Origin of the sequence: Streptomyces sp. NPDC090088 (assembly GCF_044747345.1) — a bacterium.
Classification (GTDB): Bacteria; Actinomycetota; Actinomycetes; order Streptomycetales; family Streptomycetaceae; genus Streptomyces.
The window spans coordinates 548,127-563,633 of sequence record NZ_JBIVDZ010000003.1 but is presented as its reverse complement, the minus strand read 5'-3'; the positions used below and the strand labels follow the sequence as shown (position 1 = coordinate 563,633).

General features: G+C 68.3%; 18 protein-coding genes. 12 read left to right on the top strand and 6 right to left on the bottom strand.

The genetic code is table 11. The features are described 5' to 3' along the window. Window positions 1-51 precede the first annotated feature (51 nt). Entirely contained in the window at window positions 52-780 is a 729-nt protein-coding gene (locus ACIPSJ_RS18465) for a dienelactone hydrolase family protein (protein ID WP_401346893.1), read from the top strand. Between the two features lie 264 nt (window positions 781-1,044). Then, the gene (locus tag ACIPSJ_RS18460; RefSeq protein WP_401346890.1) at window positions 1,045-1,695 is read left to right on the top strand and encodes a DUF3566 domain-containing protein; all 651 of its coding nucleotides are present in this window, start codon (window positions 1,045-1,047) and stop codon (window positions 1,693-1,695) included. A 42-nt stretch (window positions 1,696-1,737) separates the two neighbouring features. Here ACIPSJ_RS18460 and ACIPSJ_RS18455 read toward each other — a convergent pair whose 3' ends face one another. Then, complete coding sequence (locus ACIPSJ_RS18455; protein WP_359206551.1) at window positions 1,738-2,307, bottom strand: helix-turn-helix domain-containing protein; 570 nt, start codon at window positions 2,305-2,307, stop codon at window positions 1,738-1,740. A 124-nt stretch (window positions 2,308-2,431) separates the two neighbouring features. Here ACIPSJ_RS18455 and ACIPSJ_RS18450 point away from each other — a divergent pair, with 124 nt between their 5' ends. Further along, window positions 2,432-3,139: an alpha/beta fold hydrolase gene (locus ACIPSJ_RS18450; protein WP_401346888.1), complete on the top strand. Its 708-nt coding sequence runs from the start codon at window positions 2,432-2,434 to the stop codon at window positions 3,137-3,139. Between the two features lie 370 nt (window positions 3,140-3,509). On the opposite strand, the gene arsM is transcribed toward ACIPSJ_RS18450, so the two are convergent. After that, window positions 3,510-4,409 carry an arsenite methyltransferase gene (gene arsM / locus ACIPSJ_RS18445; protein ID WP_401346887.1) on the bottom strand — a complete coding sequence of 300 codons (900 nt, stop codon included), beginning with the start codon at window positions 4,407-4,409 and terminating at the stop codon, window positions 3,510-3,512. Between the two features lie 105 nt (window positions 4,410-4,514). On the opposite strand from arsM, the gene ACIPSJ_RS18440 reads away from it, so the two are divergent. Genes ACIPSJ_RS18440 through ACIPSJ_RS18420 form a run of 5 tightly spaced genes read left to right on the top strand, consistent with a single transcriptional unit; the run spans window position 4,515 to window position 7,209 of the window. After that, window positions 4,515-4,889: an ArsR/SmtB family transcription factor gene (locus ACIPSJ_RS18440; protein WP_401346885.1), complete on the top strand. Its 375-nt coding sequence runs from the start codon at window positions 4,515-4,517 to the stop codon at window positions 4,887-4,889. Then, window positions 4,886-5,644 (top strand): aquaporin, encoded by a 759-nt coding sequence (locus ACIPSJ_RS18435; protein WP_401346882.1) that lies wholly within the window; start codon window positions 4,886-4,888, stop codon window positions 5,642-5,644. The genes ACIPSJ_RS18440 and ACIPSJ_RS18435 overlap by 4 nt, the downstream gene beginning before the upstream one ends. Window positions 5,645-5,668: 24 nt before the next feature. Beyond that, window positions 5,669-6,103 (top strand): arsenate reductase ArsC, encoded by a 435-nt coding sequence (locus ACIPSJ_RS18430; RefSeq protein ID WP_401346880.1) that lies wholly within the window; start codon window positions 5,669-5,671, stop codon window positions 6,101-6,103. A gap of 42 nt (window positions 6,104-6,145) precedes the next feature. Continuing rightward, the gene (locus ACIPSJ_RS18425) at window positions 6,146-6,481 is read left to right on the top strand and encodes an ArsR/SmtB family transcription factor (RefSeq protein WP_401346879.1); all 336 of its coding nucleotides are present in this window, start codon (window positions 6,146-6,148) and stop codon (window positions 6,479-6,481) included. 2 nt (window positions 6,482-6,483) lie between these two features. After that, a complete protein-coding gene (locus ACIPSJ_RS18420) occupies window positions 6,484-7,209 on the top strand; it encodes a cation transporter (RefSeq protein ID WP_401346878.1) in 726 nt (241 codons plus the stop codon). Between the two features lie 145 nt (window positions 7,210-7,354). Here ACIPSJ_RS18420 and ACIPSJ_RS18415 read toward each other — a convergent pair whose 3' ends face one another. Beyond that, window positions 7,355-8,134 carry a hypothetical protein gene (locus ACIPSJ_RS18415; RefSeq protein WP_401346876.1) on the bottom strand — a complete coding sequence of 260 codons (780 nt, stop codon included), beginning with the start codon at window positions 8,132-8,134 and terminating at the stop codon, window positions 7,355-7,357. A gap of 503 nt (window positions 8,135-8,637) precedes the next feature. Between ACIPSJ_RS18415 and ACIPSJ_RS18410 the strand changes: the two genes are divergently transcribed. Beyond that, complete coding sequence (locus ACIPSJ_RS18410) at window positions 8,638-9,111, top strand: hypothetical protein (protein WP_401346874.1); 474 nt, start codon at window positions 8,638-8,640, stop codon at window positions 9,109-9,111. A 207-nt stretch (window positions 9,112-9,318) separates the two neighbouring features. On the opposite strand, the gene ACIPSJ_RS18405 is transcribed toward ACIPSJ_RS18410, so the two are convergent. Further along, entirely contained in the window at window positions 9,319-9,771 is a 453-nt protein-coding gene (locus tag ACIPSJ_RS18405; RefSeq protein WP_401346872.1) for a hypothetical protein, read from the bottom strand. A 420-nt stretch (window positions 9,772-10,191) separates the two neighbouring features. Here ACIPSJ_RS18405 and ACIPSJ_RS18400 point away from each other — a divergent pair, with 420 nt between their 5' ends. After that, window positions 10,192-10,602 carry a hypothetical protein gene (locus ACIPSJ_RS18400; protein WP_401346870.1) on the top strand — a complete coding sequence of 137 codons (411 nt, stop codon included), beginning with the start codon at window positions 10,192-10,194 and terminating at the stop codon, window positions 10,600-10,602. A 263-nt stretch (window positions 10,603-10,865) separates the two neighbouring features. Here the strand turns inward: ACIPSJ_RS18400 and ACIPSJ_RS18395 are convergent, their stop codons facing one another. Further along, a complete protein-coding gene (locus ACIPSJ_RS18395; RefSeq protein WP_401346869.1) occupies window positions 10,866-11,267 on the bottom strand; it encodes a hypothetical protein in 402 nt (133 codons plus the stop codon). Window positions 11,268-11,496: 229 nt separating this feature from the next. On the opposite strand from ACIPSJ_RS18395, the gene ACIPSJ_RS18390 reads away from it, so the two are divergent. Beyond that, window positions 11,497-11,955 (top strand): hypothetical protein, encoded by a 459-nt coding sequence (locus ACIPSJ_RS18390; RefSeq protein WP_401346867.1) that lies wholly within the window; start codon window positions 11,497-11,499, stop codon window positions 11,953-11,955. Window positions 11,956-12,172: 217 nt separating this feature from the next. Here the strand turns inward: ACIPSJ_RS18390 and ACIPSJ_RS18385 are convergent, their stop codons facing one another. Further along, window positions 12,173-12,646, bottom strand: coding sequence for a Pycsar system effector family protein (locus tag ACIPSJ_RS18385; protein WP_401346865.1), 474 nt, complete (start codon window positions 12,644-12,646; stop codon window positions 12,173-12,175). 448 nt (window positions 12,647-13,094) lie between these two features. On the opposite strand from ACIPSJ_RS18385, the gene ACIPSJ_RS18380 reads away from it, so the two are divergent. Continuing rightward, window positions 13,095-15,098 carry a YncE family protein gene (locus ACIPSJ_RS18380; RefSeq protein WP_401346864.1) on the top strand — a complete coding sequence of 668 codons (2,004 nt, stop codon included), beginning with the start codon at window positions 13,095-13,097 and terminating at the stop codon, window positions 15,096-15,098. Window positions 15,099-15,507 lie beyond the last annotated feature (409 nt).

The window sequence follows — 15,507 nt, the reverse complement described above, 5'->3', positions numbered from 1 at the left end:
CGTGGTCTAGGGAGCGCCCGCACAAGGCATCCCGAAAGGCTTGACACGCTGATGCGCTTCACCTCCCTGACGTCGTCGGACGGCGTCACCGAGCGGTTCTTCACCCTCGACGAGATCCCCGGCGTGCTGTGGACGCCGGAAGACGCATCCGGTACCCGTCCCCTGATTCTGCTGGGCCATGGCGGCGGGCAGCACAAGACGGCCCCCGGCAACGTGGCCCGCGCTCGCCGCTACGCCGCCGAGGGTTTCGCGGTCGTCGCGATCGACGCGCCCCACCACGGCGACCGGCCCCAGGACGAGGCGTTCGGCCGGATCGCGGCCGGGATGCGGGCCGGCATCGCCGCCGGTGAGAACCCGGGCGCGCTGATCGCCGGCATGCACAGCCGGCTGGCCCCTCAGGCCGTCGCGGACTGGCGGACCGTGCTGACCGCGGTCCAGCGCCTCGACCAGGTCGGCGTCGGCCCGGTGGGCTACTGCGGTATGTCGATGGGCTGCGGGCTCGGCATCCCGCTCATCGTCGCGGAACCCCGGATCCGGGCCGCGGTGCTGGGCCTGCTCGGCGTGCACGGTCTGGCCGAGGACGCCGCGCGGATCACCGCACCGGTGCAGTTCGTGGTCCAGTGGGACGACCAGCTGGTCCCGCGTGACCAGAGCCTGGCGTTGTTCGACGCGCTGGCCTCACCCGAGAAGACGCTGCACGCCAACACCGGCCGGCACGGGGAGGTGCCGTCGTTCGAGATCGACAGCTCGCTGAGGTTCTTCGCCCGGCATGTGAACTGACACCGCATCACAGTCCCCGATGGGGTCCCGCGGACACCGCCGCACTCCACGGAGACGGCGGCTGGGCGTCGTACGGCGCCGACCTGTGCGGCCGACGTAGGCCGAATGGGTGACGCCTTGTCCGGCCCCGGCGAGTTCGGCGGTTCGCCGCCGACGCGTACCGCTGAGGCCGGCGCGCTCCCGCTCACTCACCGTCACCACCGGGGGTGCGTGACCGCACACCTGCCCATAACGTCGGAGGTGTAGACCAACCGGGGAGTAGACATGACCGGAACCAAGCGCAGCAAGACCCGCAGCAGGGCCCGTAAGCGGCCACCGAGGATCGCGCCCCGCATCGTGACGGCATCGACGGCGCTCACCCCCACGGCACCCGAGCCCGGGTCGTCGCACACGGCGCCGACCCGTGATCACACCCTCTCGCACGCTCCGCCGCGCCGGCCCACCCGGATGCGCATATCCGAGACCAACCCCTGGTCGGTCACGGTGATGAGCTTCCTCTTCCTGGGCTGCCTGGGAGTATGCGTCCTCGGTGCCCTGCTCGCCGCGTCGGTGGTTCTGGACATCGCGGCCCCGGGCGCGTGGCCGACGCCGGCGGACACGCTGGTCGTCGCCACCGGGGCTGTCGCGCTGGAGGTCCTCCTGGGCACCGCTCTGGCATGCCTGTGCAGCTTCATGTACAACTACACCGCACAGTTCAGCGGCGGCGTCGAGGTGTCACTGACCGACGATCTCACCGATCCGACACCGACCGCCCAGGCCCTCCAGTTCATGACCCGGCTGCACGCCCGCGCCCGTCGGCGTCTGCGCACCGTCCTGCCGATCAACTCCGTTGCCGGCAAGCGCCCTTACCGGCAGCCTCCCGACGACTCGTCCCCACCCGCCGTCGAAGCCGGCCACCGCTCCCAGCAGCCGTAGCCTCGGCGACGCACCGCGCTCAGCTCCGCGATGACGTGACGGTCAGGCCTCCTCGGCGGGGAACACGTCGTCGACAGCTCGGCGCAGGGTTTCGCGGACGACCGCCGGGTCGCCGAGTTCCGCCGCCTGGAACGCGCCGTCGTGCAGCAGGACGAGCACGCGTGCGGCGTGCCCGGGGTCCGGATGGCCCAGGTCGGTGGAGAGTTCGCGGAACACCTCGAACAGCCAGGTGCGTTGGTCGTCGATGACCGCGCGCACCGGATGGGTGCGGTCGGGGTACTCGGCGGCCGCGTTGAGGAACTGGCAGCCGCGGAAGCCGTCTTCGAGGGTCGCGTCGCCGAGGACGGCCATCACCGCACGGATCGCCTCGCGCGGTGACCTACCGTCTCGCGCACGGCCGACGGCGTCGCGGATCCCCTCGGCGGTCGTCGTGAGGTAGGCGGAGACCAGGTCGTCCTTGCTGGGGTAGTGCCGATAGAAGGTGGCGCGCGTGACCTGGGCCTCGGTGATGAGGCGCTCGACACCGACGGCGTGGATGCCCTCCGCGTAGAACAGGCGGGACGCGGTGCGCAGCAGCCGGTCCTTGGGGTGGAGCTCCGAGGCGGTCGTCATACACCCATCGTAAAGAAAGACCAGTCGTTCTGGACGGTCGCCCTCGTCACGTTGCCGCACCCAGGGAGAACGACTAGTCTTTCTCCCAGAAAGACCGATCATTCTCTCTGTGAGGTACGGACCCATGAGCAACACCCCCACCATCGTTCTCGTCCACGGCGCCTTCGGTGACTCCGGCATGTGGAAGGGCGTCATCGCCAAGCTCCAGGCACAGGGCTACACCACCCTCGCCGTCCCGAACCCGCTCCGCGGCCTGGAGTCCGACGCCCGGTACGCGGCCACCGTCACCAGGACCGTGGACGGCCCGGTCGTCCTGGTCGGCCACTCGTACGCCGGCGCGATCATCACCCGCGCCGCCCGCGACGCGTCGAACGTCCGGGCCCTGGTCTACGTGGCCGCCTTCCAGCCCGACGAGGGCGAGAGCTGCCTGGAGAACGCCTCCCGCTTCCCGGGCGCCAGGATGGGCCCGGACACGACCGTCGCCACCGAGTACGAGGGCGAGCCGGAGCTGCGCATCCTGCCCGAGCACTACCGGGACGTCATCGCCGGTGACCTGCCCGCCGAGGTCACCGACGTCCTCGCGGTCACCCAGCGCTCGGTGCGCGTGCAGGCCCTGACGGCGGAGCTGTCCGGCCCGCCGGCCTGGCGCACACTGCCGTCGTGGGCAGCGGTCGCGACTCAGGACAATGCCATCCCCGGCCAGGCGCAGGAGTTCATGGCCGAGCGCGCCGGATCGCACGTCGTACGCGTGGAGGCGTCGCACGCGGTGGCCATCTCCCAGCCCGACGCCGTGGCCGACCTCATCATCGAGGCCGCCAGGACCGCCGCCTGACCCCCTCCGTCACCACCACGGCCACTTCCAACTCCGGGGCGGAAGCCCTCCGGGAGAACCGCCACGCTCTACCAGCACCCGGACCACGACAGGCAACGGGACGTCGGGGCCGGGAATCAGCGTGCGCATCACGGCGGCGAGGCACCGCCCCGGCCCGCCTCATCCGCCTCACCCGCCTGGAGGCGGATTCCTGTCTACGGCCGTGACCTGGCCGTTCAGCAGGCGCGCGCCGGCCGCGGCGGCCGGTTTCAGCCGTGCCCGCACGAGAGGTCGCGGATTCAGGTATCCGTCGCCGTACCGCTCCAGGAGGCCGTCGACCGCGCCGGCCACCCATGAGGCTGTGGCCGCGGTGCCGTCCGGCAGAGCCGTGTCAGCCCTGGCAGCCGCATCCCGATCCCGGTGCGGTCTTGGCTTCGGCCGCCGTGGTCGAGGGGTCGTCGGCCTGCTCGTCCGGGGTGCGGCACGCGGAGACACCGCAGCACGAACCGGCTGTCGTAGCCGAACCGCTCTTCTCGACGGCACCGGAAGGCTTGACCGCGCGGACGACAGCGGAGTGCATGCCGTCGGCGACCAGGTGCGTCGGGGTGATCTCGATGTCCGTGAAGCCGGCGGACGCCAGACCCGCACGGTACTCGGCGAAGGACAGGGCGCCGGCGACGCAGCCGACATAGTCCCCGCGCTCGGCCCGCCGCTCCGGCGTGAGCGCGTCGTCGGCGACGACGTCCGAGACACCGATACGACCGCCGGGCCGCAGGACGCGGAAGGTCTCGGCGAAGACGGCGGGCTTGTCGACGGACAGGTTGATCACGCAGTTGGAGATGACCACGTCGATCGTGTTCGCGGGGAGCGGGATCGCCTCGATCGTGCCCTTGAGGAACTCGACGCCGGCCACGCCCGCCTTCCTCGCGTTGGCGAGCGCCAGGGCGAGCATCTCCTCGGTCATGTCGAGCCCGTACGCCTTGCCGGTCGGGCCGACGCGACGGGCGGACAGCAGGACGTCGATGCCGCCGCCGGAACCGAGGTCCAGAACGCGTTCGCCCTCGCGGAGTTCGGCTACGGCGGTCGGGTTGCCGCAGCCGAGGGAGGCGGCGACCGCCTCGGCGGGCAGGGCGCCCCGCTCGTCGTCGGTGTAGAGAGTGGCGCCGAAGTTCTCGTCGGCCTCGACCGGCTGCGCCCCGCAACAGGCGGCGGCACCCTCGGTCACCTGCACGGCTGCCGCGGCATACCGCCGCCGGACGGTCTCGCGCAGCTCGATGGACTGCTCGCTCATGACTCACTCCCAGGTGAGGGGGCACGGCAGGGCCCCGGAACGGCCTGTATCGACATTCGTTGATGCAACCTTGCGCCCTGAATCGAAGGACGTCAATATAGACACATGTCGAATCAAGAGCTTGAGGTGCTGGGCCGGGACACGGCCTGCTGCCCGGGACTGACCGCCTCACCGCTGGACGAGGACCAGGCGGCCGACCTGGCGAAGGCCTTCAAGGCCCTCGGCGATCCGGTCCGGCTCCGCCTGCTGTCGATGATCGCCTCCCGCGGGGAGGGCGGCGAGATCTGCGTCTGCGAGCTGACCCCGGCCTTCGACCTGTCCCAGCCGACCATCTCCCACCACCTCAAGCTCCTCCGGCAGGCCGGACTCATCGACTGCGAGCGCCGCGGCACCTGGGTCTACTACTGGGCACTCCCGAAGACACTCGACCGGCTCGCCACCTTCCTCACGACCACGACGACCGCGAAGACGACGACGTGACGGCCGCCCCTCTGCGACGCCGCGCCCTGACCGAGGCCGTCGGTACCGCCGCACTGGTCGCGGTCGTGGTCGGTTCGGGCATCCAGGCCACCGAACTGTCCCGGGACGTCGGCGTCCAACTGCTCGCCAACTCCCTGGCCACCATCCTCGGACTCGGCGTCCTCATCACGCTGCTCGGCCCCGTCTCGGGCGCCCACCTCAACCCCGTCGTCACCCTCGCGGCCTGGTTCACCGGTCGGCGCACAGACGACGAGGGGCTCAGCGGGCGGGACGTCGCCGCGTACGTCCCCGCCCAGATCGCGGGCGCGATCGCGGGCGCGGTCCTGGCCGACGCCATGTTCGGCAAGCCACTGGTGCACTGGTCGACACACGACCGCTCGGCCGGTCACCTGCTGCTGGGCGAGACCGTGGCCACCGCCGGCCTCGTCCTCCTGGTCTTCGGCCTGGCCCGAGCCGGCCGCGACCGCTTCACCCCGGTGGCGGTGGCGTCGTACATCGGCGCCGCGTACTGGTTCACGTCGTCGACGTCGTTCGCGAACCCGGCGGTGACGATCGGCCGCACCTTCACGGACACCTTCGCCGGCATCGCACCCGGCTCGATCGCACCGTTCACGGCAGCACAGGCCGGCGGCGCGGTACTCGGCCTGGCGCTCGTGACAGCGGTCTTCGGCCGCGCGACCCCACACGACCCGACACGCCCCGACACCCCGACGACCCACGGCGAGCCCGAACCCACCGCCCGCGCACTCCCCTGACCCGCCCCGCAGGAAGGCATCACCATGCCCGCCGCTCCCGCCGCCGACCGCCCCTCCGTCCTCTTCGTCTGCGTCCACAACGCCGGCCGCTCCCAGATGGCCGCCGCGTTCCTCATCCACCTCGCCGGAGACGCCGTGGAGGTCCGCTCGGCCGGCTCCGCCCCCGCGGACACGGTCAACCCCGCCGTCGTAGAGGCGATGAGCGAGGTCGGCATCGACATCTCCGCCGAGACCCCCAAGATCCTGACCACGGACGCCGTCCAGGCGTCGGACGTGGTGATCACGATGGGCTGCGGCGACACCTGCCCCGTCTTCCCCGGCAAGACCTACCTGGACTGGAAGCTGGACGACCCCGCCGGGCAGGGTGCCGACGCCGTACGCCCCATCCGCGACGAGATCGAGGCCCTCGTCGGTGACCTGCTCGTCGATCTCGGCGTGGCGCCCCGCACCCACCGATAGTCCACGCTTTCCTGAATTCAGGGTTCTGTGTACTCTCGAAGGGTGCTGACCGCTGCTCCCGACATCGAGGTGCTGGCCCGTTTCGGCCGCGCGCTCGCAGATCCGATCCGCTGCCGCGTCCTGCTCGCCCTGCGCGAAGCCCCCGCCTACCCGGCCGACCTCGCGGACACCCTCGGCGTCTCACGCACCCGGCTCTCCAATCACCTGGCCTGCCTGCGTGACTGCGGTCTCGTCGTCACGGTCCCCGACGGCCGCCGCACTCGCTACGAACTCGCCGACGAGCGCCTCGGCCACGCGCTCGACGACCTACGCTCCGCCGTGGTCGCCGTGGAGGCCGACCGCACCTGCCCGGACGCGGATACGAAGGGCTGCTGCTGACCATGGCCCAGGAGACCTCCCTGCCCCTCGGCCCCGCCCCCGCGCCCGCCCGGCGTGACGCGCTCACCCGCCGGATACGGCTGCTGGTAGCCGCGACCATCGGCTACAACATCGTCGAGGCGGTCGTCGCGATCGCCGCAGGCACGGTCGCCTCCTCCTCCGCCCTGGTCGGCTTCGGCCTGGACTCCGTCATCGAGGTCTCCTCCGCGGCCGCGGTCGCCTGGCAGTTCTCCGCGCGCGAGCACGCCGTACGGGACAGCCGGGAGAAGACCACGCTGCGGATCATCGCCGTCTCGTTCTTCGCGCTCGCCGCCTACGTCTCCGTCGACGCCGTACGGGCACTGGCCGGCACGGGTGAGGCCGACCGTTCCGTCCCCGGCATCGTGCTCGCCGCCCTGTCCCTCGCGGTCATGCCGTTCCTGTCCGCGGCCCAGCGCCGCGCCGGGCGGGAACTCGGCTCGGCCTCCGCGGTCGCGGACTCCAAGCAGACCCTGCTCTGCACCTACCTGTCGGCCGTGCTCCTGGTCGGCCTGGTCCTCAACGCCACCCTCGGCTGGTCCTGGGCCGACCCGATCGCCGCCCTCCTCATCGCGGCCGTCGCGGTCAAGGAGGGCCGGGACGCATGGCAGGGCAAGGGGTGCTGCGAGGCCCCCGTATCCACGGCCGAGACGGCACACGCGGAGGCGGACGTGTGCGGTTGCCGGCCAGGGTGCGACTGCTGCGGCTGACCGCGGGCAGACGTCACGGCCCGTACGACTGGGGCGACTTGGAGTACACCGCAGCCGGCCCCGTCCCGAGAACCGCCGCATCCCGTAGGGGAACGCGCGCACGCCGGTGACGTTTCCGCGAGGGGAGGCGGTCCGCGCCCGTCGCCTACCGCACGGCGACGTAGTCCCCGGTCGACGACTTCGCCCCGGAGGTGGAGTTCCCGTAGTACGTCCACCGCCACGTCCCCGGCTTGGTGGCCTTCACCGTGGTCCTGAGCGCCCCCGTACCACTCGACGTCACCTTCTTGACCGTCGTGTACGAGGAAGCACCCGCCGCCTTGAACTGCAGGCTCACCGTGCGGCCCGCGTACCCCTGGTACGTGTGGGTGTTCCAGTTCGCCCGTGTGACCCGTCCGGTCACGGTGAGCGTCTTCCCGGCCGCGACCGGCTCCGGCGAGGCGTTGACCGTGACGCGGGTGGCCCGCTTGACCCGCAACGGGAGGTTCACGTCGTCGGTGTCCTGGGCGTCACCGGCGAGAAAGACCTGAGCGGCGGTTTTCCAGGTGCCGGCGTCCTCGTTCCCGAAGTCGACGTGCCGCGGGTCGATGTACAGCCATTCGTCGAAGTCGCAGATCCCCTTCGCCTTGTCCACGACCTCGCAGTCACTGGTGATGACGGAGCTGTACAGCCTGTCCCCCGAGTCGAGCTTCCCCCGGTACGGGAGCACCGTCGGCCCGAAGTCGTATGTGAGCTTGGTCGTCATCCGGAAGGCGGCCCGCACCTCGACCTCCTCCTTCACCCCGATCACGATCGGCTTCCCGCCGTTCACCATGACCCGGCTGAACGAGACCCCGCCCTCCGCCGCCCCGGCCGGCACCGCAGCCACCCCCGTGAACACGATCGCCGCTCCACCGGCCACCACCGCGCTCCACATCGCCTTCCCCATCTTCGAACCCGCCCTTCCCCCTGCGATCCGCACCGAGCGCACGAACGCCCCGGCCAGAAGTTCATCCCTCAGCGACTAACTGTCGGACAGGAAACAGCTGTTCGCGGTTGTACGCGCCACAGCAACAATTTGATCACCCCGGCATCCCTCCGGCCCGGTGGGGCAGCAAGCAACCTCCAGGTCATCGGCCCGGGGGTTTGTCATGGAGCGGGTGACGAGAACCGAACTCGCGCTCTCAGCTTGGGAAGCTTGGGTCTTCCGACACGGGTAGCTCTGCTGACCTGGGGAGACAGGGCCTGACGCCCTAGGTGACCGTGACTCGATGCCCCTGTACTCCCCGTAGCTCCCCGCACGACCTGGCACGCGTCTGGCACGACCTCCTCGCTGCGATGAGTTTCGCAACGCGTGGCGTATGGGAAGCGCGCTGAGTAGGCAGAGTCCGCAGGGCAGCGACGTGGGGGGTTGCGTTGGATTGGGCTACGGTCATCACCATCATCGGAGGAGTGGCCACCGCCTTGATTGGTGTAGTGGCCGGTTCACTGCTCACCAGTCGAACTGAGCGCAAACATTGGTCGCGGGACAAGCAGATCGAGGCATGCGCGGCCGTGGTCGCAGAGTCCACTCGCATTCAGCTGGCACTCCGGCGAGCCTGGCGTGAAGGCGAGACGGTGGATTGGATTCCCTGGAACGTTGCTTTAGGCACAGTCTGGATGGTCGGCAGCCCCGCCGTTGTGGCTGCTGCGGCAGCGATCGACGAAGTGTTCTGGGAGCATGGCGATCAGTTCGTGCATCGGACTGCGGCCAGTGAGGAGCTTTGGGCCGAGGCACGGGACTCCATGGAGACTGCACGCCTCCACTTCATAAACGTCGCCCGTCTGCAGGTGGATCCACGGCACACACGCCTTGTTCAGGGACCGGTGAATCGCCCTCCGCGATCAAGTTTCTCCGGCTACGGATCTCCAGATCTTGAGAGGTAACCAGGGCGAGGTAGTTCGCTAGAACCGAACACCGCTTTAGGAGTTCGATCCGAGCCCGCTCCGGCTGCTGCTAGCCATTGACGCGATGGCCAGACAGAGGCGCTGGTGTACGCCTCTGTTCGGCGTCGTCGATGTCAGCCTTGGACGTCAGATGGCTTCTGATCCGTAGCTCTCTGGCCGGGGCAACGGGTCAGCACTGGCTGCCGGTCAGGACTCGCGTCTGTTTTCCTCGCAGCGCTTGAAGAGGTAGTAGCCCACGGTTTCCCCCTTGATCGCGACGTTCTGACCGGATGACATGAACTTGTCGCGGCTCTGCTGGCCCTGCTCTACGAAGACGAATGAGCCGTTCACCAGCTCCCACCCCTCCCGACACACGGCGTTGAGGACGACTACAGCATCCGCTGTTCGCTGTGTAGTCGCGCTACCAACCATGGCAACGATGATCGCTTGCTGGCTCATAACGTCGATTGAGCACTGATATACCAGGTCCCCCCGCTCAAAGCACTGGCGTGCTTGCCCCACGGGTGTGGCCAGGAACGCCTGCCGCTCACGTTCTAGTCGCTCGGCCCGCTGCTTCGCTTCGGCCTCCTGCCGCTTGCGCTCCTTCTCTGCGGCTGTCTGGGCCTGTTGCTCTGGGCTCTTCTTCGAGATGAATGCCATGCCGTCCCCCTCCAGGTATGACGGCCGTCACGCTACCTTGCTGAGGTGGCCGACGGGGAGGGTAGTTGCGACAACTGGACGGCAGCGTCAGCGTTGCTCCTTGAGTAGGCACAAGGAGCCCGCTGGGCCTATGTGCCCAACACACTTTCCAGCTGTGACGGTGGGGCGATAGGCGTCGTTCAGGGGCGTTCACCCGTGTTCATTGAGGTTTGACGCATGGACGGAAATCAGGCTGCGGTGCTGCCTGGACGACCGTGAACGTAGCTGAATGAGACGGAAACTAAGACAGGGCGGGTCCCAACCTCTTGCGGGTGCTTGGCGCGTCTTGGGGGTATCCGTGATGAACAGGGCACGCTTCTTCAACAGCTATCAACGGGGGTTCAGATGGCGACGCAGCCGAGTTCGGAGGAGCGCCTCGTCATGTACCAAGTTGTCGCAGCCCGCCATGCTGGTCTTGATCAGATGGTCTGGCAGGTACCCGGCATCGCCCTCACGGCCCAAGCGTTCCTGATGACGATTGGCCTTGGGCCCGGATCCGGTCAACTCGCCCGCCTTGGGTCTGGGCTTCTCTCGGTAGTGGTCGCGTTCATGTCGGTTGAGCTACTGATGAGACACCGGCTCAGTGCGATTGCGGATGCAGTTTGGCTGGAGAAGTTCGAGCAAGACCAGGGATGGGACGTGCTCCACAGACCGCTGAACGATCGGTGCACTCAGCTCAACGTGGCCATGCCGCGCGTGGCCCGTCTTCGCGCCTATTCCGTATGGATCGCAGGGCTCTCGACCTTCGGGCTCGTCGGGGCCGGCATCGCGGTTAACGCACTCGTTGGGTAGCCGGAGCGAAGGAGCAGAAGCACGACGTCACGCGCCGCTTCGGGCTAGCCGCCGAGATCTCAGCTTGGGAAGCTGCGGGCATTTGAGGGTGGTTCGGGGGCTGGCCTGGGGGAACGGCCGGACGCGGGCCTCGGTGGGCTCGGTTGCCTTTACCGTGGTTCCCCGCTGTCCCCCCCCTCGATCTGGTGCACTTGTGGTGCGGCTCTCGGATCGTCTGATGCGGGTATCCGGCGCGTACCGCTTTTGCGCATCGGAGAGTTGGTTCACCACTTTCGCCATCGGTCAGTCAGTTCGTACCGCCCGAGACCGTGGCGGGCGGTGAGCGCCATGACGTCCACCCGGTGTTCAGTCAGGGACTCGTCGATGTAGGTGCACAGCTCCTCGCGCTCACCGGTCTCGAAGGCACCTCCGCCATGGACTTCGTTCACAGCATTCAGTGCCAGGACGACGCGCTCAACCACAACGAAGATCCGCGCGTCCTCGGCCTCGGCCAGCGGGGGCAACGCAGCCTCGAAGGCATCAAGGACGGCGTCGGTTGCCACGAGCATCTCTTCGGGGAAGAGCTCGGCCATACAGACGCAGTCGGGGTCCAGGGTGCCGGCTGCAAGTGCGTCGGCTTCCTGGGCTACGCCTCTGCGCCAACTCGTTGTCGGTCTCTCAGCCATGGAGCGGACCGTACAGGGCGCGTCTGACAGCGAGACGCGGGGTCTCTTTGGGGACGTTCACCTGCGTTCATGGACGGCCGGTCGCCTGAACGCCAGTTGCCTTCGGTCTCGCCTGAACGGCCGTGAACGGCGAAGAATGAGACGGCGCCGTCTGACAGCCATGCGTGGCCGCTGGCATACCTTCGGTCCTGAGCCGCCTCCACGCACCGTGCGCCTCTACCTTGCTCTGATGGAGTGGTCCTCACTTGTCAGCACCCTTGTGGGTGGCATGATCGCCGCTGTTGCAGCGCTCCTCGTGGAGAGCCGGCGCTGGAAACGGGAACGGGGCAATCAGCGTTCAGAAGTCCGCCGCACCTTGTATGGGAACTACCTTGCGAGCCTGACGCAAGCCAGGCACACATGCAGCGCGTTGGCGCGCGACCCGGATGCGTCGCTGGCAGCAAGGCGCAGTGCAATCCACGCCGCCTTCGATCCGTGCAACGCCCTTCGGGCACAGATAACCATCGTCGCTCCGCGTGGACTGGTTGATCCATCTCGTCGTGCCTACTTCGACCTCCAAGAGTTCGGCGACCGCATCGCAGAAGGGCTGCGCCTGGAGAACCCGGAGTACGGAGTACGACGAACCAGGCACGACCAAGTTCTCACGGTGCTGATCGATGCCATGCGGCAGGACTTGGACAACGGCTGATCCCTGCCAACCACCCGATGCATGGCACATGGCCGAATTCTCTGCCGGGACTCGTAGATCCCGGCTTGGGAAGCTTGGGTCCTCGACAGGCGATTCGCGGGCTGACCAGCGGCGGAGCGGTTGACGGAGTCGGACCTGTCGGCGGGTGCTCCCCGCCATTCCCCGTAGTTCCCCGCACGACCTGGCACGAATCTGGTATGGCGTTTGGGCCGCGGCTCTACAGGACCAGGCTCAGCACAGTCGCAGCACATAGCAGGGAGACTCCAGCCAGGATGAGGTTAATTCCAAGACGGAGCCGGCGGAACTTGACCACGACTGTGCGAGACAGGAAGGAAACCCGCTCGGCTCGCAGATCCGCGCGCATGTGGTCGCGTAGCATGTCGGGCTCCAGAGTCGCCCAACGAGACCAACCTTCGGCGGTCACAGTATCGATGTGGACTGGCCGGACGGTGATGAGCAGAACCACGATGGCAATCACTAGGCAGGTCGCGCCGGCCGAGCCGACGGCCAACACGGCGGCTCCCTGATGTCTGGAGCTCTGCGTCACCACGAAACCAAGGCCCACGCTGGTCATCGCCAGCACGATGCTTGCTTTGGCATCAGCCCGTGAGAGTTCGCTGGTGAGCGTCCTGAGCGCGTCATTCAAGTTCTCGGACGAATGGTCCGTGCCACTGTTCAATCCCTGTGCCATGAGGCCTCCGTCCCTTGACACAGAGACGTTGACGGGAGGTCTCCGGTTCGTCCGCGCCGAGCAAGGCCGAGATGCCTTGTTCGCGGACCTCTTCGTCCCGAACCATGGGAGGGACGGTCGTCGAAGTCCGCTCGGTAGGTCACGTGGGCTCTCCCGCCATACTGCTGGGCGCTGCTGCAATGCGGCAGTCGTTGAGTGCCGTCCCTGGACATCGTCGGCCGCATGCCTGACGAGTGTTCCGGACACCCACGGCCGGCCGCGATCCACGACTCGCTCGATCTCGATCGCAGCGGCCCGAGTGCGCGCCAGCCATAAAAAATGCCCGGCTTCTGGGCGGCATCCAGTGGGACCTGCGGAAACCTGCACAGGTGTGCCGTACAACCCTGATGGGGCTCCAGGGGTCTTGTGGGCATCCTGTCTTCCTAGTGGGGGTTGCATCACTGTGCGTGTGCGCAGCATTTCGGCCGTTACGGCGCTCGCGGTCGCTCTCGGTTCTGTCGCGCTGATCGGGTCGGCGGCGGGCTCTGCTGTCGCCGACAGCAGTGCCGCGCTGCCCATCACGTCCAGCGGCGACATCATCGTGGACGGCGTCCACCAGCGGGTCTTCATAAGTGACCCGTCGGGAGGCAAGGTCGTCGCCACCGACTACAACGGCACCGTCATCGGAACGATCACCTCGCTGCCGGAGGCTGACGGCCTGGAACTCTCCGCCGACTCGGCAACGGTCTACGTCGCCGTGCCGGGAGCCGATGAGATCGTGGCCATCGACACGGCGACGCTCACCGAGGCCGCGCGGTACGCGACGGGTGACGGTACGGATCCGCAGCACCTGGCGCTCGCCGGCGGCAAGCTCTGGTTCGGCTACGGCAGCGTCGGCCACGGCAACATCGGCTCTCTCGACCTGTCCGGCGGACAGCCGCAGGTCTCCCTCGCCCAGGAGGCCGAGGGGACGTGGAAGGACGCCCCCCTGCTGGACTCGGCACCCGGCGCTCCCGACACCCTGGCGGCCGGCTCGCGCCAGTACTACTTCACCCTCGGCGTCTACGACGTGTCGTCCGGCACGGCCGACCGGACCGCGTTCCTCGGCGGGCAGGACGCCGCCATCGGCAACACCGCGGAGGACCTGGCGCTCACCCCGGACGGCACAGAACTGGTGGTGGCCACCACCGCGGGCGACTTCCAGCAGGTCTTCCGGACGTCGGACCTGTCGCAGACCATCAGGTATCCGAGCGGCTACTGGGCACAACGGTCGGTGGATGTCGCGCCGGACGGCCTCGTCGCGGTGGGCACGGACACCTACGCCAACTTCTCCCCCCATGTGTCCATCTACGAGCAGGGCGGCACGACCCCGAGGCGGACCGCCAATTTCACCGACGAACGGGGTGGAGTCGCCCAAGAGGCCCTGCTCGACCACGGCGACCTCGCCTTCGCACCCGACAGCAGCCGGCTCTTCGCGGTCACACACAGCCTCAACAGCAAGTACAGCCTGCGCGTCGTCACCGACCCCGGCAAGGCGGTCACCACCGTCACGGTGAACGCCCCGGCGACCGCCGACCGAGCCAAGTCGCTGACCGTCTCCGGCAAGGTCACGAACACGCTCGGGCTGCCCGCGGGGACCACCGTCGCGGTGACCCGGACGGACATGGAGTCCCCGAACGGCAAGGCGCTCCCGGCCGCGACGGTGAAGGCGGACGGGACCTTCTCCTTCACCGACACCCCGCCCGCGGGCAGCAAGGTCACGTACAAGGTCTCGTATGCCGGCGACGCCGATCGCACGGCTGCCTCCGCCTCGGACACGGTCGAGGTCTCCCGGACCTCGCCGTCCCTGACCGTGAACAAGAACGGCGCCGTCTACGACTACGCCAGTAACGTGACGTTCACCGCCCACCTCGGCACGACGTACAAGAACCGGACGCTCTCGCTGTACGCGGACACCGCGGGCGACGGCAAGGGCAAGTACCTGGTCAGGACCGGCAAGGTCAACAGCGGGGGCAACCTGTCCGTCACCCTGCCCCTGAAGCGCGACACCACGGTGAGCGCCTCCTTCTCCGGCGACGCGCGGACCGCCCCGAAGACGGCCACGAGCCGGGTGGGCGCGAAGGTCAAGGTGTCGCTGAGTCTGAGCCGCTACTACAAGACGGCCAAGGTCAACGGGTACACCAAGTACTACTTCCGGAAGAAGACCGACCCGCTCCTCACGACCACGATGACGGCCTACCCCGGCCGCGCGCAGAAGCTGGAGTTCCAGATCTACTCCGCCGGCGCCTGGCGGTCGGCGGGGTACGACTACTTCAAGCTCGGCTCCACGGGCAAGTCGGTGGTGACTCTGAGCGGCACGCACCAGACCGGCTACTCGATGCGCGTGCGGTCGTCCTACATCGACAACTCCTCGAACGACACCGTGAACTCGACCACGCACGGCTCCTGGAAGTACTTCACCTTCACCAGCTGAGGCCCCCGGGCCCGGGGATACGTCTTCCTCAGGAGGCGCGATCGAGCCGAGTGTCACGCTCAAGGACACGATGGCGTATGCCGGGCAGTCGTCGGAGAAAGCGGCGCTGGTCTACCAGCACTCCGACGACGAGCGGCAAGAAGAGACGGGCGTTCTGGCACGGATCTGCCACGCATGGAGCGGGTGACGAGAATCGAACTCGCGCTCTCAGCTTGGGAAGCGACGGCGCTTCGGCAGTCGGATGGCCTGTGACCTGGGCATACGTACTCTGACGCGGCGGCCGGGAGCGCGTGATCGCACCGTAGTTGACCGTGGTTCACCGGTCTTACGGGGTCGTCCGCGCCAAGGCCGATTGCGCGGAACCATTGCGTGCGCACATGCGCCACGTCGAGCGGCTTGTGGATCAGGG

Excerpts from the sequence above, each read along its gene's own strand:
- ACIPSJ_RS18400 (WP_401346870.1), top strand. The coding sequence starts at position 10,192 with ATGTACCAAGTTGTCGCAGCCCGCCATGCTGGTCTTGATCAGATGGTC.
- ACIPSJ_RS18405 (WP_401346872.1), bottom strand. The coding sequence starts at position 9,771 with ATGGCATTCATCTCGAAGAAGAGCCCAGAGCAACAGGCCCAGACAGCC.
- ACIPSJ_RS18415 (WP_401346876.1), bottom strand. The coding sequence starts at position 8,134 with ATGGGGAAGGCGATGTGGAGCGCGGTGGTGGCCGGTGGAGCGGCGATC.
- ACIPSJ_RS18385 (WP_401346865.1), bottom strand. The coding sequence starts at position 12,646 with ATGGCACAGGGATTGAACAGTGGCACGGACCATTCGTCCGAGAACTTG.
- ACIPSJ_RS18420 (WP_401346878.1), top strand. The coding sequence starts at position 6,484 with ATGGCCCAGGAGACCTCCCTGCCCCTCGGCCCCGCCCCCGCGCCCGCC.
- ACIPSJ_RS18395 (WP_401346869.1), bottom strand. The coding sequence starts at position 11,267 with ATGGCTGAGAGACCGACAACGAGTTGGCGCAGAGGCGTAGCCCAGGAA.
- ACIPSJ_RS18450 (WP_401346888.1), top strand. The coding sequence starts at position 2,432 with ATGAGCAACACCCCCACCATCGTTCTCGTCCACGGCGCCTTCGGTGAC.
- arsM (WP_401346887.1), bottom strand. The coding sequence starts at position 4,409 with ATGAGCGAGCAGTCCATCGAGCTGCGCGAGACCGTCCGGCGGCGGTAT.
- ACIPSJ_RS18465 (WP_401346893.1), top strand. The coding sequence starts at position 52 with ATGCGCTTCACCTCCCTGACGTCGTCGGACGGCGTCACCGAGCGGTTC.
- ACIPSJ_RS18440 (WP_401346885.1), top strand. The coding sequence starts at position 4,515 with ATGTCGAATCAAGAGCTTGAGGTGCTGGGCCGGGACACGGCCTGCTGC.
- ACIPSJ_RS18430 (WP_401346880.1), top strand. The coding sequence starts at position 5,669 with ATGCCCGCCGCTCCCGCCGCCGACCGCCCCTCCGTCCTCTTCGTCTGC.
- ACIPSJ_RS18460 (WP_401346890.1), top strand. The coding sequence starts at position 1,045 with ATGACCGGAACCAAGCGCAGCAAGACCCGCAGCAGGGCCCGTAAGCGG.
- ACIPSJ_RS18390 (WP_401346867.1), top strand. The coding sequence starts at position 11,497 with ATGGAGTGGTCCTCACTTGTCAGCACCCTTGTGGGTGGCATGATCGCC.
- ACIPSJ_RS18455 (WP_359206551.1), bottom strand. The coding sequence starts at position 2,307 with ATGACGACCGCCTCGGAGCTCCACCCCAAGGACCGGCTGCTGCGCACC.